Source organism: Sphingomonas bacterium (assembly GCF_028289855.1).
GTDB lineage: Bacteria > Pseudomonadota > Alphaproteobacteria > Sphingomonadales > Sphingomonadaceae > Sphingomonas.
The window spans coordinates 17,319-37,227 of record NZ_JAQGKZ010000060.1 but is presented as its reverse complement, the minus strand read 5'-3'; the positions used below and the strand labels follow the sequence as shown (position 1 = coordinate 37,227).

Annotated in this window: 22 protein-coding genes and 1 tRNA gene; 7 read left to right on the top strand and 16 right to left on the bottom strand. The window is 62.5% G+C overall.

What is annotated here, in order from left to right; all coding sequences use genetic code 11:
• Window positions 1–73 precede the first annotated feature (73 nt).
• The 7 genes from JWM94_RS07095 to JWM94_RS07065 all read right to left on the bottom strand — a co-directional run bounded on the left by JWM94_RS07095 (window position 74) and on the right by JWM94_RS07065 (window position 6,878).
• Window positions 74–823, bottom strand: coding sequence for an HAD-IIB family hydrolase (locus tag JWM94_RS07095; protein WP_299424234.1), 750 nt, complete (start codon window positions 821–823; stop codon window positions 74–76).
• Window positions 820–1,626 (bottom strand): Cof-type HAD-IIB family hydrolase, encoded by an 807-nt coding sequence (locus tag JWM94_RS07090; protein ID WP_299424231.1) that lies wholly within the window; start codon window positions 1,624–1,626, stop codon window positions 820–822. Before JWM94_RS07090 ends, JWM94_RS07095 begins: the two co-directional genes overlap by 4 nt.
• Entirely contained in the window at window positions 1,623–2,609 is a 987-nt protein-coding gene (gene gnd, locus JWM94_RS07085) for a phosphogluconate dehydrogenase (NAD(+)-dependent, decarboxylating) (protein WP_299424228.1), read from the bottom strand. Before gnd ends, JWM94_RS07090 begins: the two co-directional genes overlap by 4 nt.
• A gap of 17 nt (window positions 2,610–2,626) precedes the next feature.
• Window positions 2,627–3,736: a transaldolase gene (gene tal / locus JWM94_RS07080; RefSeq protein WP_299424226.1), complete on the bottom strand. Its 1,110-nt coding sequence runs from the start codon at window positions 3,734–3,736 to the stop codon at window positions 2,627–2,629.
• On the bottom strand, window positions 3,736–5,814 hold the full coding sequence (gene tkt / locus JWM94_RS07075) for a transketolase (protein WP_299424223.1): 2,079 nt from the start codon (window positions 5,812–5,814) through the stop codon (window positions 3,736–3,738). Before tkt ends, tal begins: the two co-directional genes overlap by 1 nt.
• Window positions 5,815–5,914: 100 nt before the next feature.
• Window positions 5,915–6,592, bottom strand: coding sequence for a ribose-5-phosphate isomerase RpiA (gene rpiA, locus JWM94_RS07070; RefSeq protein ID WP_299424221.1), 678 nt, complete (start codon window positions 6,590–6,592; stop codon window positions 5,915–5,917).
• 88 nt (window positions 6,593–6,680) lie between these two features.
• Window positions 6,681–6,878 (bottom strand): circumsporozoite protein, encoded by a 198-nt coding sequence (locus tag JWM94_RS07065; RefSeq protein ID WP_299424218.1) that lies wholly within the window; start codon window positions 6,876–6,878, stop codon window positions 6,681–6,683.
• A 415-nt stretch (window positions 6,879–7,293) separates the two neighbouring features.
• Between JWM94_RS07065 and JWM94_RS07060 the strand changes: the two genes are divergently transcribed.
• From JWM94_RS07060 to JWM94_RS07035, 6 genes are all read left to right on the top strand, one after another.
• Window positions 7,294–8,607, top strand: a complete 1,314-nt coding sequence (locus JWM94_RS07060) for an integrase family protein (RefSeq protein ID WP_299424216.1) — start codon at window positions 7,294–7,296, stop codon at window positions 8,605–8,607.
• A 346-nt stretch (window positions 8,608–8,953) separates the two neighbouring features.
• Window positions 8,954–9,199, top strand: a complete 246-nt coding sequence (locus JWM94_RS07055) for a helix-turn-helix domain-containing protein (RefSeq protein WP_299424213.1) — start codon at window positions 8,954–8,956, stop codon at window positions 9,197–9,199.
• 204 nt (window positions 9,200–9,403) lie between these two features.
• Window positions 9,404–10,849: a DUF3987 domain-containing protein gene (locus JWM94_RS07050; protein WP_299424210.1), complete on the top strand. Its 1,446-nt coding sequence runs from the start codon at window positions 9,404–9,406 to the stop codon at window positions 10,847–10,849.
• A 56-nt stretch (window positions 10,850–10,905) separates the two neighbouring features.
• A complete protein-coding gene (locus JWM94_RS07045; protein ID WP_299424208.1) occupies window positions 10,906–11,622 on the top strand; it encodes a hypothetical protein in 717 nt (238 codons plus the stop codon).
• 31 nt (window positions 11,623–11,653) lie between these two features.
• The gene (locus tag JWM94_RS07040; RefSeq protein WP_299424205.1) at window positions 11,654–12,130 is read left to right on the top strand and encodes a DUF5681 domain-containing protein; all 477 of its coding nucleotides are present in this window, start codon (window positions 11,654–11,656) and stop codon (window positions 12,128–12,130) included.
• A gap of 247 nt (window positions 12,131–12,377) precedes the next feature.
• Complete coding sequence (locus JWM94_RS07035; RefSeq protein WP_299424203.1) at window positions 12,378–12,578, top strand: hypothetical protein; 201 nt, start codon at window positions 12,378–12,380, stop codon at window positions 12,576–12,578.
• Window positions 12,579–12,788: 210 nt separating this feature from the next.
• Here the strand turns inward: JWM94_RS07035 and JWM94_RS07030 are convergent, their stop codons facing one another.
• The 5 genes from JWM94_RS07030 to JWM94_RS07010 all read right to left on the bottom strand — a co-directional run bounded on the left by JWM94_RS07030 (window position 12,789) and on the right by JWM94_RS07010 (window position 15,675).
• Window positions 12,789–13,001: a helix-turn-helix transcriptional regulator gene (locus tag JWM94_RS07030; RefSeq protein WP_299424200.1), complete on the bottom strand. Its 213-nt coding sequence runs from the start codon at window positions 12,999–13,001 to the stop codon at window positions 12,789–12,791.
• Window positions 13,002–13,455: 454 nt separating this feature from the next.
• Window positions 13,456–13,959 (bottom strand): hypothetical protein, encoded by a 504-nt coding sequence (locus tag JWM94_RS07025; protein WP_299424198.1) that lies wholly within the window; start codon window positions 13,957–13,959, stop codon window positions 13,456–13,458.
• A gap of 6 nt (window positions 13,960–13,965) precedes the next feature.
• A complete protein-coding gene (locus JWM94_RS07020) occupies window positions 13,966–14,520 on the bottom strand; it encodes a TIR domain-containing protein (RefSeq protein WP_299424196.1) in 555 nt (184 codons plus the stop codon).
• Window positions 14,520–15,428 (bottom strand): macro domain-containing protein, encoded by a 909-nt coding sequence (locus tag JWM94_RS07015; protein WP_299424193.1) that lies wholly within the window; start codon window positions 15,426–15,428, stop codon window positions 14,520–14,522. The genes JWM94_RS07020 and JWM94_RS07015 overlap by 1 nt, the downstream gene beginning before the upstream one ends.
• Before the next feature lie 170 nt (window positions 15,429–15,598).
• Window positions 15,599–15,675 (bottom strand) — tRNA-Arg (locus JWM94_RS07010).
• Between the two features lie 80 nt (window positions 15,676–15,755).
• Here JWM94_RS07010 and JWM94_RS07005 point away from each other — a divergent pair.
• Window positions 15,756–16,247 carry a hypothetical protein gene (locus JWM94_RS07005; RefSeq protein ID WP_299424191.1) on the top strand — a complete coding sequence of 164 codons (492 nt, stop codon included), beginning with the start codon at window positions 15,756–15,758 and terminating at the stop codon, window positions 16,245–16,247.
• Here JWM94_RS07005 and JWM94_RS07000 read toward each other — a convergent pair.
• From JWM94_RS07000 to JWM94_RS06985, 4 genes are read right to left on the bottom strand one after another with little or no spacing between them, the layout of a single operon-like run.
• A complete protein-coding gene (locus tag JWM94_RS07000; protein ID WP_299424188.1) occupies window positions 16,222–16,791 on the bottom strand; it encodes a GNAT family N-acetyltransferase in 570 nt (189 codons plus the stop codon). The genes JWM94_RS07005 and JWM94_RS07000 overlap by 26 nt on opposite strands.
• Window positions 16,788–17,321 (bottom strand): GNAT family N-acetyltransferase, encoded by a 534-nt coding sequence (locus tag JWM94_RS06995; RefSeq protein ID WP_299424186.1) that lies wholly within the window; start codon window positions 17,319–17,321, stop codon window positions 16,788–16,790. The genes JWM94_RS07000 and JWM94_RS06995 overlap by 4 nt, the downstream gene beginning before the upstream one ends.
• The gene (gene hemB, locus JWM94_RS06990; protein WP_299424183.1) at window positions 17,318–18,307 is read right to left on the bottom strand and encodes a porphobilinogen synthase; all 990 of its coding nucleotides are present in this window, start codon (window positions 18,305–18,307) and stop codon (window positions 17,318–17,320) included. Before hemB ends, JWM94_RS06995 begins: the two co-directional genes overlap by 4 nt.
• A 17-nt stretch (window positions 18,308–18,324) precedes the next feature.
• A complete protein-coding gene (locus tag JWM94_RS06985) occupies window positions 18,325–19,779 on the bottom strand; it encodes an MATE family efflux transporter (RefSeq protein WP_299424181.1) in 1,455 nt (484 codons plus the stop codon).
• Window positions 19,780–19,909: the final 130 nt, after the last annotated feature.

The window sequence follows — 19,909 nt, the reverse complement described above, 5'->3', positions numbered from 1 at the left end:
GCAAGGAATGACGGCGCTGGCGGAGACATGGACCCTGAAACAAGTTCAGGGTGATGGAGTATTTGGGCTGCGGTCAGCCTTTTAGAACCAGTACGATCGTCTCGATCACCCGCCTCGTGTCCTCGATCGACTCGACCTTGATCGTGTCGAGTCCCATTTCCTTCGCGGGATAATCGTTCCCACCCGGGAAGATCGCGTCGCCGAGGAACAGCACTTCCTCCGCCGTCACCCCTGCTTCGGGCAGCAGTTTCTTCAACCCATACGCCTTGTCGACGCCCTTGCGCGTGATGTCGATCGAGGTCGATCCGCCGATGTTGATCGACAGATCGGGCAGCATCCCGCGCAGCCGCGCCTGCAATTTCTTGCGCTTGACGTGGTCGGGGTCCCAACTGTCCTTGGCCTCGAGCGGCGCCTGTTGTCCGAGCGCGGAAAAGGTCACCTGACTGCCGCGGTCCTCGACTCGGTCGCCCCACGTCTTGCCTTGGTCGAGGCCCTCTTCCGCCATCGCCTGGTCGAACGCGGCGATGATGTGCTTGCGCTCGTCCTCGCTGAACAATTCGGCGTAGATCGCCTTCCACGCGCCGTCGATGAAGCGGTACAGCTTGGTACCGGTGGTCGGCTGGATAAACAGATTACCCAGGTTGGCGCGGTCGATCATCCGCCCGATCACTTGCTTTTCGAATTGCGGCCAGTCGCCGCCCGAGATGATATCGACCTTGGCGACGTCGAGCAGGTCGGCGATCGCATTCGCCATGCGGTCGTCTAGCGGCTGTTTCGACAGCGCAAGCGTGCCGTCGAGGTCGAAAGCGATCAGCTTCTTCATGATTGTACCTTCGGCAAAATGAACGCGTCGATCGCATGTGCGACGCCGTCCTCCTGATTGGTGCTCGACACCCAGTCGGCCTTGGCCTTCACCGCGTCAGGCGCCTGCCCCATCGCCACCGACAGCCCCGCGCGGTCGAACATCGCGACATCGTTGTCCATGTCGCCGAGCACGACGACATCGGCCAGGTCGATACCGAGCATTTGCGCCAGCGCCGCGACGCCATCGCCCTTGTTGGCGGCGGTGTCGGTGACGTCGAGGTAATAGGTCTGGCTCTGCCCGATCGTCGCGCGGTCACCGAATGCCGCAACGGCCCGGTCGGCCAGCGCCTTAAGCAACGCGCGCTCGTCGCTGACGAAGGTCACCTTGTCGGCAGCGTCGTAGAGATCGGCGAAGTTGGTGCGCACGATCGGCGCCTGGTTCGACGCGACGCGCTCATGCTCGACATGCACGCCCTGATCGGCGCTCGCATACCATTGCCCGCTGGCGAACACCCAGCGATCGACCGCCAGTTCCTCGGCCAGCGCGAACACGCCTTCGACCACCGCGCGGTCGATCGGATGCGCGACGATCTCGCTGCCATCGGGACGAAACAGGATGCCGCCGTTGAACGCGGCGAGCGGAATGTCGATGCCGAGCGGTGCGACCAGCGGCATCACGCCTGATACCGGTCGCGCCGATATCAGCGTGAACGGGATCTCCGCCGCGCGCAGCCGATGCACCGCCGCGATCGTCTGCGGGCTGAGCGACTTGTCCCTGCGAACCAGCGTGCCGTCGACGTCCGACACGACCAATCGGATCACTGCGGCATTTCCACATGCCCGCCGAAGCCGAAGCGCATCGCCGACAGCAATTTGTCGCCGTACGTGTGCTCAACCCGGCTGCGATAGCGCGCGAACAGTGCGGCGGTCAGCACGTGCGCGGGCACCGCTTCCTCCATCGCCGCCTCGATCGTCCAATGCCCTTCGCCCGAATCGGCGACTCGCCCGGAGAATTGCTCGAGCGTCATGTCATGCGCGAGCGCCGACGCGCACAGATCGAGCAACCAGGACGAAATCACGCTGCCGCGCCGCCACACTTCAGCGATGTCGGTCAGGTTGAGGTCGAAGCGTTCGTCCTCGGGCAATCTGTCGGAGCTTTTGGAGGACAGGATGTCGAAGCCCTCCGCGTACGCCTGCATCAGTCCGTATTCGATACCGTTGTGCACCATCTTGACGAAGTGGCCCGCCCCGGCTGGCCCGGCGTGGATATAGCCCTTCTCGGCGCGCGGATCCTCGCCCTCCTGCGCCATCCTGTTCGGGGTGCGCGGGATGGTGCCAACGCCCGGTGCCAGCGCTTCGAGGATCGGATCGAGCGTTTTCACCACGTCGGCGTCCCCACCGACCATCATGCAATAGCCGCGCTCGAGCCCCCAAACGCCGCCCGACGTGCCGACGTCGACATAATGAATGTGCTTTCTGGACAGGTGCTTGGCGCGCTTTATGTCGTCCTTGTAGAAGGTGTTACCGCCATCGATGATGATATCGCCCTTGGCACACATCCCCGACAGCGTCTCGATCGTCTGGTCGGTCGGGTCGCCCGCCGGCAGCATCACCCAGAAAATTGCCTGCCCGTCGAGTTTGGCCTTCATCTCGTCGAGCGACCCGGCCCCGATCGCGCCGTCGCCAACCAATTCCTTCACCGTTTCGGGCGCGCGGTCGTACACCACCGTTTGATGCCCCGCGCGCATCAGCCGCCGTGCGATATTGCCGCCCATCCGGCCAAGGCCGATGATCCCGATCTTCATGGCAATCTCCGAATAGTTCAGGCGGTGGCGGGATGCTTGGCGGCGATCGCGCCGAGCAGATCGTCGAACGCCTTGGAAAACGACGCGACGCCCTCCGACACCAACGTATCGGTCACGCCCGCCAAGTCGAGACCGAGCCGTTCGGCCTCCGCCAGTACATGCTTCGCGCCATCGACATCCTGCGTCAGCGTCTCGGCCGCGGTGCCATGATCGCGGAACGCATCCATCGTCTTGGGCGGCACGGTGTTTACCGTGTCGGGACCGATCAGCGAATCCAGATAAAGCACGTCCGAATAATCGGGATTCTTGGTGCCGGTGGACGCCCAGAGCAGCCGCTGCACCATCGCGCCCTTGTCGGCGAGCGCCTTCCAGCGATCGGTCGCGACCCCCTGAGCGTACCAGGCATAGGCAGCCTTGGCATTGGCGATCGCGACCTTGCCCTTCAGCGCCTTGGCGTCGTCGCCGCCCGTGCCAGCGTCGATGGCGTCGTCGATCTTGCCGTCGATCCGGCTGACGAAGAAGCTCGCGACGCTGGCGATCCGGTCGAGCGGCTCGCCCTTCGCGACGCGCATCTCCAGCCCCTCGACGTACGCATAGGCCACCGCCTGATACGCCTTGATCGAGAACAATAGCTTGACGTTGACATTAATCCCCGTCGCGATCGTCGCGGCGATCGCCGGAACCCCGGCGGCCGTGCCGGGGATCTTGATCATCAGATTGGGCCGGTCGACCGCCGCCCACAATCGCGCCGCCTCGGCGATTGTCGCGTCGGTATCGTTGGCGAGATACGGCGACACTTCCAGGCTGACATAGCCGTCCTTCGCATCCAGCCGATCATAGATCGGGCGCAGTATGTCCGCCGCGGCTTGGATGTCCTGAATCGCGAGATGTTCGTACCGCGCCATGGTCGAAGCGTCGGGATTGGTCTTGTCGAACTCGGCGAGTTCGGCGTCATAGGCGTCGCCGTGCCCCATCGCCTTTTCGAAAATCGACGGGTTGCTGGTGACGCCGGTGATGCCGTCCTCGTCGACGAGCTTTTTCAGCCCGCCCTCGGCGAGCAGCTTTCGGTCGATGAAATCGAGCCAGACGGCCTGGCCTAGCGCTTCGAGGTCGTTGAGGCGGCCCATCACTTCTTCTCCAGCATCGATTTGGCGGTCTTCACGACGTTGTCGACGGTGAACCCGAATTTATCGGCCAGCTTGGCGAGCGGCGCCGATGCACCGAACGTGTTCATCGTGATCGTCTTACCCGACAGCCCGATATAGCGGTCCCAGCCGATCTCGCCCGCCATTTCGATCGCGAGCCGGGCGCCGACCTTCTTCGGTAGTACCGATTCCTTGTACGCGTCGGACTGCTTCTCGTAGCGGAACCAGCTGGGCATCGAGACAACGCGCGCGGCAATGCCGTCGGCCTTGAGCTTCTCATACGCGCCGACCGCGAGCGAAACTTCAGAGCCGGTCGCGATCAGGATGACCTGCGGATGGTCGCTGTCGGCGAGGATGTATCCGCCCTTCGCGACACCGTCGGCGCTCGCATATTTCTTGCGATCCAGCGTCGGCAGCGCCTGACGCGACAGGATCAGCGCGGTCGGATGCCCGCCATCGGCCACAATCGCCTTCCACGCTGCGGCGACTTCGTTGGCGTCGCCGGGGCGGATCGTGTCGAGCCCGGGGATCGCGCGCAGCGTTGCGAGATGCTCGATCGGCTGATGCGTCGGGCCGTCCTCGCCGACCCCGATCGAGTCGTGCGTGTAAACCCACACCGCGCCCAGTTCCATGATCGACGACAGCCGGACCGGCGCGCGCATGTAATCGAGGAACACCAGGAATGTGCTGCCATATGCCCGGAGGTGCGACAGCGCCATACCGTTGACCACCGCGCCCATGCTGTGTTCGCGCACGCCGAAATGGAAGTTGACGCCGGCGTAATTGCCGGGTTCGAACGATTCGGCATTCTTGATGTCGGTCTTGGTCGAGGGCGCCAAGTCGGCCGACCCGCCGATCAGCCACGGCACGTTCTTGACGATCGCATTGAGCACCTTGCCGCCCGCATCGCGGCTGGCGAGACCCTTTTCATCCGCGTCGAACACCGGAACATCCGCGTCCCACCCGTCGGGCAGCTTGTCCGCCAGGATCAAATCCAGTTCCTTGGCGAGATCGGGCTGCGCGGTCCGATAGCTCGCCAGCGTCTTCTCCCATGCCTCACGCAACGGACCGCCGCGGTCGGCGACACAGCCGTTGAAATGCTCGACCACGCCGTCGGGTACATAAAAATTCTTGTCGTCGGGCCAGCCATAGGCCTGCTTGGTCAGCTTGACGTTTTCTTCGCCAAGTGCCTCGCCATGCGCCTTTTCGCTGCCCGCGCGCGGACTGCCCCAGCCGATGATCGAATGGACGACGATGAAGGTCGGGCGGTCGTCGGTCTTGCGGAACGCCGCCAGCGCCTGCGCCATCGCATCGCAATCGTTGGCGTCGTTCACGTGGATGACGTTCCAGCCATACGCCTCGAACCGCTTCCCGACATCCTCGTCGAACGCGAGGCTCGTCGAGCCCTCGATCGAGATGTGGTTGCTGTCGTAGATCCAGCAGAGGTTCGACAGCTTGAGGTGTCCGGCGATCGACGCGGCCTCGGCCGACACGCCCTCCATCATGTCGCCGTCGCCGCACAGCGCGTAGACGTCATGGTCGAACAGGTCGAAGCCGGGCTTGTTATAGCGCGCCGCCAGCCAGCGTTCGGCAATCGCCATGCCGACCGAATTGCCGCAACCCTGCCCGAGCGGCCCCGTCGTTGTCTCGACGCCGGTGGTGTGGCGGTATTCCGGATGGCCTGGGGTCTTCGACCCGAGCTGCCGGAAATCCTCTATGTCCTTGAGACTTACCGCTTCCTTGCCGGTCTTCTTGCCGTCGCGGTCGATCTCCTCAACGCCAGCCAGATGGAGCAGCGAGTATAGGAGCATCGACGCATGCCCGACCGACAGCACGAAACGGTCGCGGTTGGGCCAATCGGGCTTCGACGGATCGTAGCGCAGGAATTGCGACCAAAGCGTATAACCAACCGGTGCCAATGCCATCGGCGTTCCCGGATGCCCCGAATTCGCCTTTTGCACCGCGTCCATCGACAGCGTGCGGATCGTGTCGATCGTCAGGCGATCGATGCTGCCGTCTTCCTGTAACTGATCCACGTCGGCGGTCTGGGTATCGGACATGCTGGCTTCGGCTCCCGGCTCGGGTGGTGGAACGCGCAGACGCGGCGGCGGTTGCGCCCTTCCCTGCCCTATATGGTGCGCGTCGCGACCATGCCACCCGTCACGCGGCGTTACGTTCCATTTTCGTAACGACACCCTTGTCGGCGATATAGGCGGCGGCGACTTCGGTAAGGAACAGGCCGTGTCCGAGCACGCCGGGGATTGCCTGGAGTTCGAAGGCAAGTTTTTCCGAATCGAAGATCGCGCCAAAATGGCAATCGAGGATCAGATTGCCCTGATTGGTGCGATATTCCTTATCGCCAGCCGCTCGCAGCATTGGTTCGCCGTCAAGCGCCGCAACGCGTCCCGCAACAAACATCTGCGCAAAGGGCAGCACTTCGACGGGCACCGGCGCGCCTAGGACCCCGACTTGTTTCGAGCCGTCGGCAATGGCGACCATTCGCTCGGCGGCGCTGGCAACGACTTTTTCGCGGAGCAGCGCTCCGCCGCCACCCTTGATCGCGCAAAACTGGGGATCGATTTCGTCGACTCCGTCGATCGCCAGATCGATCTCGACCTGATCGGCGAAACGCGCGATCGATATGCCGGCCTCTCGCGCTGCTCGCGTCGTCGATTGCGATGTCGAAAAGAACGTCGCCTTGGGCCAGCTCGCCAACTGGCGCCCGATCGCCGCGATCGCGAACGCGACCGTCGATCCGCTGCCCAACCCGACGCGCATCCCGTCGCGGATTTCCGCAATCGCGGTTTCGGCCGCCAACTTTTTGTCGTCGTCCTGCATCGCCAACGCGCTACCAGAAAACGAAAAGGCCGCGCCACCCCTTACAGGTGACGCGGCCCCGGATCATCGGCGCTTGAGCGCCGACGGATCAGTTCGCGTTGGCGACGTTCTCGACCGGAACGGTCGCGTTGGCGTCGACGGTGTTCGCATCGTCGCTCAGGTTGAAATCGTCGGCGTTGCTGACGACATCGTTGGTCACGACATTGCCCTGGTCCTTCGCGCCGCCGCAAGCGGCGAGGCCGAGGACGGCGGGCGCGATCAGCGAGAGAATAACGAGCTTCTTCATAGTCTTCACTCCGTGGTTTCCAGGCCGCTTACCCCCGCTCTGCACCATGCTTCGCGAACCGGTCCTGTGTTCCGCGGGCCGCTATGGCGCAATCCATACTCGTTTAATAGGATAAAATGCACTTCCTGCCACATTTTCGCCCAAATTGGGCACGCGCGGCTCGTCGCGGCACCAAAAAACAAAAGCCCCGCCAGCCGGTTGGGCTAGCGGGGCTTTCATTGGCGCGCCCGGAACGATTCGAACGTCCGACCCTCAGATTCGTAGTGTAGGGCATGGGGACTTTGCGTAGTTTTGCGCAGCTTGATATAGCTTTATTGTCTCGATATTTCAGTTGCTTGGCTCGATTCATAAGCCCTACACACTTTGGCGCAGCTTTACCTTGGCTGCTTACGTCGTGCTTACGAGGAGCCATGCGATGCCAGACCCAACACGCCGCCACCCGCCCGTGAAATTGACGAAGGGATACGTCGAAAGGATCATGCCGGGGACCAAGGACGAGTTTCACTGGGATACAGATACGAAAGGCTTTGGAGTCCGAGTTACGCCGACGGGCAAGCTGACCTTCATCGTTCAGGGCCGCGTTGAGGGCACTTCCTCGCCAGCTGCCCGAGTCACCGTGGGTCCGTTCGGAGTTTTTACGGTCGATCAAGCGCGTGACGTTGCGCGCGAGCACCTGCGCTCAATGCGGATGGGTATCGACCCGCGCGATACCAAGCGACAGGACGAAGCTGCCAAGGTCTCGCTGCAAACTGTGTGCGATCAGTATCTCAACCGTCCCGGCCAGTTGAAGGATAGCACAAAGGCAGAGATGCGGCGGCACGTGGAGAAGGTCTTCGCCGCTTGGTGCCATCGGCCAATTGCATCGATCACGCCCGCCGAGTGCCGCCAGCGTTACGACAAGCTGGCTAAAGAGGGTCTGCGAGGAAAGGGACCAGCCCCCGTCCAAGCGGCGATCGCGATGGTCACGCTGCGCACGCTCATCAACTTCGCAATGTCGGAATATCAGCGGCTAGACGGCGCCCCGATAATTGAGCGCAACCCGGTCGGCATTCTCAAGAAGGATTTACGCCCTTCCCCGCCCCGCACCCGCCATATTGACCGTCGCTCGATCGGCAAATTCTGGAATCTGCTGACCGCTGCGCGCGGAACAGCGATCAACGCGGACGCGGCGTGTGGCGTTGATCTGGTCAAATTCCTCCTGCTCACTGGAGCGCGCCGCAACGAAGGCGCGACGCTCACTTGGGATCGTGTGCATCTGAATGACGATCCTTGCGAGTGCTGGTTTTACCTCCCGGACCCCAAGAACAAGCACCCGGTGTCGCTGCCGCTCAGCACGCAAGCGGTCGCCGTGCTCCGGGGACGTACGCCCGTGGACGGCAATCCCTACGTGTTTACATCGCGCAGCAAGGCGGGTCGCCTCATGGATGCCCGTGCCCCGCTGACTCGCCTGAGCCTGCTGATCGGGATGAACCGCCTCTCTGCGCACGACCTCAGGCGATCTTTCGTGACGCTCGGTGCAAATGCCTGCGGGTTAGACGTGGCAAAATTGGAACTGCTCACTAATCACGTTCCGCAATCCATCACGATGCGCCACTACCTCCAAACCTCTGACCTGCGGGAATACTATCCTGTCGTGCAGGCGATTGGGGATTGGATCGAGAATGCTGCGAACATCGCTGCGGCGCAGGCGACTGGCGCGAACGTAGTGGGGCTGCACGCGGCCGCGTAGCCGCCCGCACAAGCTGATTTGCGCCCAGCGCGATAACAGGCGCGGCGCGGTGGCTTTCGAGCACCACGCCGCCCCGCAGCGCGAATGCGCTGATGAGTGTCACCGACCCTCTCACGCAGCGGCGTGGGAATTGTGATAATTACCGCTTGCGTGAGCTACTGCTAGCTACGTAAAGTTGCGGCCTGGCCTGCTTTGGCCGTTCCTACACGTTCCAATGTAGCCTCTGGGAGGGCGTTGGGGACCGACTACGGTCCAGTGCGGGCAGGTCCAAGCGACAAGTAGCAGCCCATGGTGGTGCGGCAGACATCAGGAAACTGGTGGCAACGCTTCGCTATGGAATTGCGATATGACCTTGCTCACGAGCGCCGAGACTGCGGCGCTGCTCGGTATCAAACCCAATACTCTCGAGATCTGGAGAGGTAAGGGAAAAGGCCCCGATTTCGTCAAACTCGGGACCGCCAAACAGTGCCCCGTGCGATACGAACCGACAGAGGTGACGCGCTATTTGCGCGAGCAGTCGTTCGCCAGCACCAGCGCCTATAGCCCGGCTGCAAACTCGACCGTCAAACTGCAAACCTGCGGCTCGGTCTGACGAAGCCCTTGGAATCGAGCGCTTTACCAGCCGACCGGCGCGACTGGCACGCGAATCGTAAGCCACACTCACAAAATAGCGGCGGAACCAGCCCAGCAAGCCGATCCCGCCGCCAAGGAGCACATCAAGCAATGCATATTTATACGATGACCCGATGGGTCCACAATCCGGCTTGCCCCCCTCCCCTAAATATGGAGGTGTGGCATGGCTGATCTCAGCGATGTGATTGGCGTGCCTCCCGAGGTGATCGCCGCACAGTGCCAGCGGGAGCAAGATGCCAGACAGGCAGACGTGATGCGGGACTTTCGTTTGTCAGCTGCGCCAGAAGCTCATCCCTCCACAATGCACGGCGCTTTACCTTGGCCGCCCGGGTTCGTCGGCGCGCTCGCACAGTTCATCTACCAGCAGGCTCCCCGACCTGTGCAAGAGGTCGCCATTGTTGGCGCGCTTGGACTTATGGCGGGCATTGCGGGGCGGTCTTGGCATACCCCGGCGCCCTACACCGGCTTGAACCTCTACGTGGTGCTGGTGGCTCGTTCGTCTATCGGTAAGGAGGCGATGCATAGCGGCATCGCGAAGATCATCGCCGCAGCTACGTCGCAGTGCCAGTTCGCCGGAAACTTCGTAGATTATAGCGATTTTGTCTCGGGCCCTGCGCTTACAAAAACCTGCCTATCCAACCCATCGTTCGTGAACGTCGCGGGTGAGATTGGGCTCAAGTTTCTGGCGATGGCGAAGAATAACGACCCCAGTATGCGCTCGCTGCAGAAACAGTTGACCACGCTCTACACAAAGTCCGGTCCTGACGATGTCGCGGGTGGAATCACTTACAGCAATCAGGAGCAAAACGTCGCGTCAATGAAAGGTGTCGCGTTCAGCCTGATCGGCGAGACCACGCCAACACACTTCTATGAATCCATTACCGATACAATGATGAGTGACGGGTTCATGTCACGGTTCTGCGTCATCGAATACAGCGGGGACCGGCCTCCCAGAAACGCCTCGCCTCTCCAACGCCCGCCACAACCGCTGGTGGACTACTTGGCTCGCATCATCATCCATGCTCATCAAACAATTACAGCTGATAGGTTTCAGGAGGTTGCGTTCAGCGCAGCCGCGAGCTCGTTGTTCGAACGCTTCAACGACGAATGCGATGCCGCCATTGTCGGGCAGGAAGACGAAAATGTCCGACAGCTATGGAACCGGGCCGAGCTCAAAGCGCTGCGTGTCGCCGCACTGCTGGCGGTAGGCGACAACTATCTCAATCCAGTCGTTACCCAAGAGCAGGCGAACTGGGCGATCACGCTCGTCCGACACGGCGTTGCCGCGTTTGATAAGCGCATCCGTCAGGGCGACGTTGGCGAGGGATCAGATGGCGGGCGCGAACAAAAGGTGTTGGAGCTGTGCCGCGAGTTTGTCCTGCTTCCCGCAGGCAAGCTGCCCGGCTATCTGAAGGACGGAGCCGCCCTACAACAGGTGGGTATCGTGCCGCGAAAATACCTTCCACTGCACCGCGTGGTGCAAAGTCAGCGACACCGCCCGCGACAGCGACCGAAGTTACTCGACCCTCAAATGTCCAGTATTACTGTCGCTGCGACGAGAACAGATGCAAGCAACTGTTTAGCAACAAAAATCACTGGACAGACTTAGCGGCGATCAGCGCACAATAGCCCATTACAAGCCGTATCAAGCTTTGGGAGCGCACAATGTTCGACGACATCGACACAAGAGTCAGCCCGGCACTCGATCCGGAGACTTACCGCGCCGTTGAGGGTTACAACGACACGACTAGGATGTTCGTCGATGACGTGGTGAACGCCTTCAACGACATCTACGTCACCGTCGGGAAGGTCCACGACGCCCGCCAGTTGGCGGAGAAGAACCCGGCGTGGACCCCTGAAAACCGCATCCTGATCGTCGGCCAGGAGGCCAATAAACAGAAGGATCGGGCGGTAAGGCGGCTCGCCCTTGCTGAACGAGACTTGCGCGCCCGTATCGCGCACACCGAGTGCGAGTTAACTAGCCCCCTGACCGAGCGCGCTGGGCTGGGCTCCCTGAATGGGGAGGTGCGCAGCTTCGTCCGGGGGCTGGACCGGAGTAAGCGCGAGGCGTTCATGAGGGAAGCGCTTGAGCGGGACGACGGCCCGACGCTTGAGGCCATCCTTGGGGCGCAGCCGTTCTTGAGCGGCCTCACGCCGCTCGATCATGAGCATTTTCTGCGCCTACATCATGTGAAGAGGAACCCGCACCTCGTCGTTCGCCTCGATTTGATGAAGCGCTTCCTCGACATGATCGAACGCAACGGCTCGATAGTCCACGTGCAATTCGATAAGGCGATTGGGGCAAAGCCGAGCGTCGTGGGCGCGTTACAGGTCGCAAACGATCAGGCGCTCGCTGCGCTGAAAATCGAGCCGACGGGCTGATCCGAAGCTGATCTATCAAGGGATGCTGCGGATGAGCGAGACGGAGAAGCCCGCATGGCTTGAGGGATGGCAGCCCGCACCGCCGAGGGTCGCCAAGGCTGGCAACCCTGCTTGGACGCCGGGGATGCGCAGCCCGAACCCGCGCGGTCGTCCACCTGGTATCACAGACAAGAAGGCGAAGCTGGCTCAGCGCATGCTGGCGGACGCGGACGGCATCGTGTCGGTCTTGATCGCGCAGGCGCTGGACGGCGACACGGGCGCTGCCTCCTTGGTCCTCTCGCGGGTACTGCCCGCGCTGCGCAACCAGACCGAGAAGGTCGCCTTCCCCTTCAACGCTTCGGCACCACTCGCGCAACAGGCCGAGCAAGTTCTCGACGCGGTAGCTGCTGGCGCAGTCGCGCCTGACGTCGGGCAGCTAATCCTCCAGTCGATCAAGGCGCTCGCGGACGTGCGTGGATACGAAGAACTGGAGTCGCGGATCATCACATTGGAGGCGAAGCAGGCATGAGCGTTATTAGAACGAAAACAAACATGGTCGTCGCCTACGAGCCTGAACCGGCCGACCGCTACGTCCAGATAGTGTGGCACGGACCACCCGAAGACGGTCGCCACCTGCGCGCATTCGAGGGACCACCGTGGCCCATCGATCAGTATCGGGCGAGCGTGGACTGGGCTGTCAGCATGGCCGACTTCATGCGCTACCCGCTCTACGTCGTGCCTCTCCGTCTCAAGGACCTGCCAAGGGAGTTACGACCATGACCGAACCGGACGAAGACGTAGTGCCGGAGGGCCTCGCTGACCTGCCGCTTGAGGTACGCCGCGCGCGGGAAATCGATGCGCAGCGGGAGTTGAACGACGGGTTGACCCGCCGCCACCTCGGCAATGCGGCATTCGCCCAAGCCTACGACGCCGTGCAGTTCGACCGCATCCTGCGCATGGGGAAGCGGGAGGGCTAACCACGTGTCCGTCCGTGCCATGCTCGCGAGGGTTCAGCGGCTGGAGCAGTCACGCGGGGCCATCTCACCGTTCGCGCTCGCCTACGGTTCTCTCGATGCTTGCGACGAAGACTGGCAATCCAGCATCGACAACGGACTGCTGGACCCCCGCGATATGCCAGTGGTCATGATGGCCGTGCGCCGTTGGCACCGGGACGGCGTGTGGTCACGTTAGCGCCGTTGGAGCAGGTCGATGGGCTCCTTGCCCAAAGCCATCGCGACCCTCGCGAGAACAAGAACCGAAGGATTGCGCTTCCCTCGTTCGATGCCACCCACATATGTCAGATCAATCTCGGCCGCGAAGGCGAGTTGCTCTTGCGTCAGTTTCGCTTCGGTTCGCAGACGGCGAACATTACCACCAACGATCGCGCGCCAATCGGTCATGGCGCGAACAAGGTCTAAAGAGACTATATTCTCTAGGGACTATAGTCCATGTTCAACTCCAACACGCACCGATGATTAAAATGGAGGGTATCCTGAAATACTTGATCGCGCTCGCATTGGCGTTCTGGCCATGTTCGGCATTCGCTGCGCCCGTCTACCTGAGGTGCCATCTGGTTCCCGACGGCAAGGATGTAGGAGCAGGCGACTTGGCTAACAGCGCACCAATGGAAGTGACGCTAAACGAAGACGTAGGGATGGTGACATACAAGTTCGCTGCGTCAGGCAGAGCCTACACAGCGAGGGGGATTTTCACTGCCGGAAAAGTCCAATTCAACGGCTTTATGATCGACCGCACCAACCTATCGTTTCAGCGAACCTCGTTAGGACAAGTCGATAACGGGGAATGCACGCTTATCGAAATTAAGCGCGCGTTCTAAGGCTGAACCAGACCTCACTATAGATGCGCGCGAGCAGCGAGGCCTGATACAGGCTTAGGCGTGGCGCTGGTCGGTTTAGCCGGCGGGATCGCAGCCATCTGCAGGACATGACCAGCAATGTAGGCGAGAGCGCCAGCAAACAGCGTCCACTTCTGCCAACGAAAGAACGTTACGGGCTTCTTTAGGTCCTTCTTCACGCTCTCCGTCGCCTCGTCGACCACCTGTGCGCCGGGGGAATTCGCTGGTTGAGGTGGGACATCGCCAAACACACGCAGGAACGAAGCGTTGGTGAGCAGCCCGTCTTGGCGAGCGTCGATTCCGAAGCAGCCGAGTGCAAAGCTCAACGCCCAGAACGCTACGGCAAACCCTAGCGGCCAAGGCGCATCCGCAAGTGATATTCCTGCCGTTTCATGAAGAGCGTACGCAATGGCGCCGCCAGATCCACCAAGCAGGAAATATGCGAACTGAGCCTGCCCCTTATGGGCCTCAAAAATCAGCTCCTTTATCGCCGTGCCCGCCATCCCTCGTCAGACCGAAAAGCCAAACGACCGGTAGGCAGAATCGCTGTAAATACCCGTGCCGCCTCCCGACGGCAGTTGGTTGTGACTGAACTGCCCTATGGCATTCTCGATGGTCTTTTGATGGAAGGGCACGTGGATGACGCTTGCGGTGCCATTAGCTATCCTGTCGGCTAAAGCCTTCGGCCACAGCGACGAAAGTGCGCTGGGGTTGCGGATTATTCCTTGGCCCGGATACGCTGCAATGATCGGGATTCCGCAAGTGCCCGCGGCGTAGTTGATTTCATAGGGCACAAAGTCCGTATCGAATCTGGTTCGTTGGCCAACAATGAGGACCATGTTTTTCGAGTTATCTAGCCGCTCCCTGAGACTCCGCTTGATCGTTTCATCCACGCTGCTGTCGCGCACCGCCGCAACCTTATCGTGGCTGTTGTAGAACGAGAAGCTGCTGCCGTCGTTGGCGTGCCACGCCAACATCATCCGATAGTACTTGATGTCAGATGCAGTAGGGTCGCTGCTCCCCTCAGCATGAAACGCTACGTAGGTTCCGTTGCGATAGGCCATTATGTTTTCTTCCAGTCGCGAGCGATTTCACGGATATCCAACTCGCTGAAACAGCTTTCGTGCAATACCACGATCACCTTCTTGGGGAGGCGAGCAGTGCTATTAGTCGCAAAGTCTACCAGCGCCAATATAAGCAGTCGCAGCAAGTGTTGAGGTTCCAATTTCACCCCCGCCTGTCCGTTTCCGAAAAGCGGCATCGCCAACGGCTCACCATTCCCTTGATCGTAGACTACCTGAAGGCCGCTCTTGAGCGCCGTCCATAGCGTGGGAACATCGGACGATGCCTTAGATGTCGCGAGATCGGTCCGTGCCATCGCCATAAGGAAGACGCTGTGCGCTGCGTTTGGTATCCTAACGGTGGTCCCGATCGGGTACGCGTCGCTTGGGTGCATCGCCCGTCCCGTAGCCCTTGGAGGGATTCCTGTGCCGGCCAGCGCGGGATCAACGGCTGCCCGGAACGCTTGAGCATTTCCGCCGTAGTTGCGGACGATGAGCTGGCCGTGGACGGTGCTCTTTGCGACGGGCACTCCAAGTTCGCCGTCGAACAGCTCATTCACGCCAATCAGCAGGTCTGCGTCTTGGGCGAAGAGGTCGTCATACTTTAAGGTGATCCACGTGTCCGTGGTGGGAATCTTGAAGGCGACGAATCTAGGCTCAAGCACATAGCCCACGAACACCGTGATGAAGATTGCTGCCATCACATACAGGTAGACGCGCCCATTGGCCTCGAGAGCGAGCCTCACGTTGGGCAACGCGGCAATCGTAAGTTCGGTCAGCGTCCACACCGCCCCAACGCTGGCCAAGCCGTTTCGCAGACCGCCCCACCATCGGCGCTTGGCCCCGACCTTCAACGACCTAATCAACTGATTCGCCATGTCGGTCAGCTTGGCCGTTGTCGCGGAAACCATCAATGGAGGCGTAACGGAAGAGGTGGTTCGAACCCGCGGGCTGTCCTGCCGCTACGTCGTTTCAAGCTTTGATTCGGCTGCGGAGCTTACTGCCAGCTTATGAGCGGCGCGATCCGCAATCAGCCAATCCCAGCCCTTTCGGGCAAGCGATTCTTATAACTAGGGGAAATTGGCGCGCCCGGAACGATTCGAACGTCCGACCCTCAGATTCGTAGTCTGATGCTCTATCCAGCTGAGCTACGGGCGCGCAGGAGGCGTCCCTTAGAGGGGTCGCCACACGAGCGCAAGTGCGTTGCGCCACGGCTTGGCGCCCCCTAGACGATGGCGATGATCCGGCGTTCACTGTTCCTCGTCGTCCTGCTTGCCGCCGGTTGTGCGGCGGCGGACAAATATCCTTCGCTGGCGTTGCGCCCGATCGAATCGCGGTCGGATGACGAAGTCGTGACGCCGGTGGCCGCCGCGACGCCCGATGCCGCGCTCGACGCACAACTGGGGACAGTGTCGGCTAAGCTGGCGAAGATCGACACCGACTTCGCCGCCATATCCGCGCGTGCCGACACAGCGGCCAAGGCGCCAGGCGCGCAAGCGGTCGGCAGCGACCAATGGCTCGCCGCGCAATCCGCGCTCGCCGAGATGGACGGGCTGGGCGGCGACACGCTCGGCACGGTCAGCGACCTCGAACAGATGACGACCGCCCGCGGCGAAGCCGGCCAGCCCCCCTATCCCGCGCTCGACGCGTTGCGTGCCAGGGCGCAGGATCAGGCCGACGCCGAAACCGCGAAGGTCGCCGCGATCAAGGCGTTGCTGGGCGAGAAATAGCCAGGCGCGCGATGCGGTACAGGATGTGCGGGCGCAGCGGATCGCCCAGCGGTACCGCGGGATGATCGAAATCGCCGGCATGATCGCGCGTCATACCGAGCCGCTCCATCAGGCCCCAGCTGCGCACATTGTCGATATTGGTGATTGCCGCGATGTCGGGCGCCTCGGTGTTTTTCCACCCCCAATCGAGGCTCGCCTGCGCCGCTTCGCGGGCATAGCCCTGCCCCCAGGCGTGACGCGCCAACCGCCAGCCGATCTCGATCTCGTCCGCGATCGGCGTTCCTTCCGGACCGGGCTTGAGGCCGCAAAAGCCGAGAAAGGCGCCGTCCGCGCGGCGCTCGACCGCCCAGAAGCAATAGCCCCGGCTGACGATCAGCGCGTTCATCCGGTCGCGCGCGGCTTCGGCATCGGCAAGCGACATCGGCGGGCCGAGATAGCGCATCACTTCCGGGTCGTAGCCCATCGCGTGGAACGGCGCCACATCGTCGTCGCGCCAACCGCGCAGGATCAGCCGCCCAGTCTCCAACCTGAAGCGTTCGATCATGGCCGGTCGATCGCGTACACGATCATGCGCGCCAGCGGATTGTCGGCCTCGTATAGCGGATGATCGAAGTCGAGCTCTTCACGGCGGGTCATCCCGATCCGCAGCATCAGCCCCCAGGACGGCGCATTGTCCCGGTTGGTCCACGCCGCGATGCTCTGCGCCGGTGTGTTCGCCCAGCCCCAGTCGCGGCTCGCCTCCGCCGCCTCGCGCGCGATGCCCTGCCCCCAATGCCGTTCGGCGATCCGCCAGCCGAGTTCGTACATTCCATCGACAGGCGTGCCGGGATGCCCACCCAGCCGCAGCCCGCAAATTCCCGCGAGCGCGCCATCGGCCTTGGTCTCGACCGCCCACATGCAATGCCCGTCGGCGGCCTGCTTCTCCATCTGGCGGTCGATCAGCGGCAGCAGATCCTCGACCGGCTTCACCCCGCCGAAATGCTTCATCATCGCGGGTGTGTTGATAATCGCGTTGAACGCGGGTTTGTCGTCCTCGCGCCACGGGCGGAGGATCAGGCGTTCGGTCTCGATCATTTGTTGAGCAGCGTCGCCGCGTGGAGCGCGTGGTAGGTCAGCACGCCCGAACAGCCCGCGCGCTTGAACGCCATCAGCGTCTCCAGCACCACCGCATCGCGCTCCGCCGCGCCCGCCGCGACCGCCGCCTCGATCATCGCGTACTCGCCCGACACCTGGTACGCGAACACCGGCACCTGGAACTCCGATTTCACGCGCAGGATGATGTCGAGATAGGGCAGCCCCGGCTTGACCATCACGCTGTCCGCGCCCTCGGCGAGGTCGAGCGCGACTTCGCGCAACGCTTCCTCGGCGTTGGCCGAGTCCATCTGGTAGGTCTTCTTGTCGCCCTTCAGCAGGCCGCGCGACCCGACCGCGTCGCGGAACGGGCCGTAGAACGCGCTCGCGTATTTGGCGGCGTAGGACATGATTTGGACGTTGAAGTACCCGCCCGCCTCAAGCGCCTCGCGGATCAGCCCGACGCGGCCGTCCATCATATCCGACGGCGCGATGATGTCCGCGCCCGCCGCCGCCTGGTTGAGAGACTGGCCGACCAGCACCTCTGCCGTCGCGTCGTTGAGTACGTAGCCGCCACCGTCGAGCAATCCGTCGTGCCCGTGGCTGGTATAGGGATCGAGCGCGACGTCCGTCAGCACGCCGACCTCGGGCACCACATCCTTGAGCGCGCGGATCGCGCGGCACATCAGATTGTCGGGGTTGAGCGCTTCGCGCCCGTCGTCGGTGCGCAAGCCCGGCGGGGTATTGGGAAACAGCGCGACGCACGGAATGCCCAGATCGCGCGCCTCCTTCGCGCGTGCGACGATGCCATCGACCGACCAGCGCGACACGCCGGGCAGGCTGGCAATCGGCTCTTCGACTCCCTGCCCTTCGGCGATGAACAGCGGCCAGATCAAATCGGCGGGGGTGAGAACGGTTTCGCCGTGCAAGCGGCGGCTCCACGCCGAGGCGCGGGTGCGGCGGAGGCGAAGCGCGGGATAATGGCTCATGGCGGCCAAATGCCCCTTCACCCCGTCGGGTGCAAGCGCCCCGCGGGTTCGCCGTCGCCATGCGCCTGTTCCTCGGCGCGCGCAGGCTCGGGCGGCACGATCATCACTTGCTCGCGCCACCGGCCATAGCGGTAATAGAGCGCCGCCAGCGTCAACGACACCGACGAGCCGAGCGGGAATGCCCACCACAAGGCGTCGGTGCCGATCAGCGCCTGCCCCCACACCGCGAAGGCGAGCCGCACCGGATAGAAAGCGATCGCCAGGATGATCAACGGCGGCACCGTCGCGCCGTTCGCGCGCACGGTCGAGAACAGCACCATCGTCGCGCCGAACATCACGAAGGTCCAGGACGAGATCAGCTGGATATGCCGCGCGATCGGGATTGCCGGGCTCTCGCTACCGACGAACAAGGCCATCACCTGGCGATCGAACAGGATGATCGCGGTGATCACGGTCAGCGTGATGATCGAATTGTAGATAATCCCGGCGCGCGTGATGCTGCCGACGCGATCCCATTTGCCCGCACCGATATTCTGCGCCGCCATGCTCGACACCGCCACGCCGATCGCCATCGCCGGCATCTGGATGTAGGTCCACAGCTGCTGCGACACCGCATAGGCCGCGGCGGTGTCGACGCCGAGCCGGTTGACCAACCCCATCATCGTCAGCCCGGCAGTCGACATGACGAGCATTTGCGCGCCCATCGGCAAGCCCTTGGCCAGGATCGTGCGGACCAGTGCCGCTTCCGGAAGTAGGTAGCGCAATTCGTGCCCACGCAGCCGGATCGGCAAATCGCGCCGATAGGTGTAGATCAACAGCCCCGCCGACGAGACGATCCCCGCGAGCAAGGTTGCCGTCGCCGACCCCGCAATCCCCATCTTCGGGAACGGCCCGATGCCGTCGATCAGCAGCGGGTTGAAGGTCGAATCGATCGCGACGCTCAGCGCCATGAACCAGAGCGGCGTCAGCGAATCGCCGGTGCCGCGCAACGACATCTGGATAAGCACGCCGAGCATCGAGAAGGGCAACCCGAGGAAGATCACGCGAAGGTAATCGCGCGCCATGTTCTGCGCCTCGCCCGGGGTCGCGAGCAGCCGCAGGATCTGCGGCGTAAACAGCCAGCCGGTCACCGCGATCACCACCGCCGCACCGACCACTAGCCCGACCGCCGACCCGAACGCGCGCCGCGCGGCCTCGATATCGTGCCGCCCGACCGACTGGCCGATCAGGATCGTCGCCGCCATGCCGAAGCCGAACACCGCGCTGAACATCAGGAACATGATGATGTTGGCGTTGCTGGTCGCGGCCAGCGCGCTCTCCCCCAGGAAGCGCCCGACCCAGATCGAGTTGATCGACCCGTTGAGCGACTGGAGGATGTTGGAAGCAAGCGTCGGCAGCGCGAACGCGAGCAACGTCGGGCCGATCGGGCCGAGGGTGAGGTCGCGGCGATTCGGTGGGCGCGGCGGCGGCATCAGCCTGCTTTCCCGCTTGGCTTCGCAGATTTCCTGCGAAACGCGCAAAATGATTTCCAACTCGGGAAAGATTGTTGCGCGGACGACGAGGGAACGAACGTGGCGGCCGGCGCGAACATGCGCGCTCCAT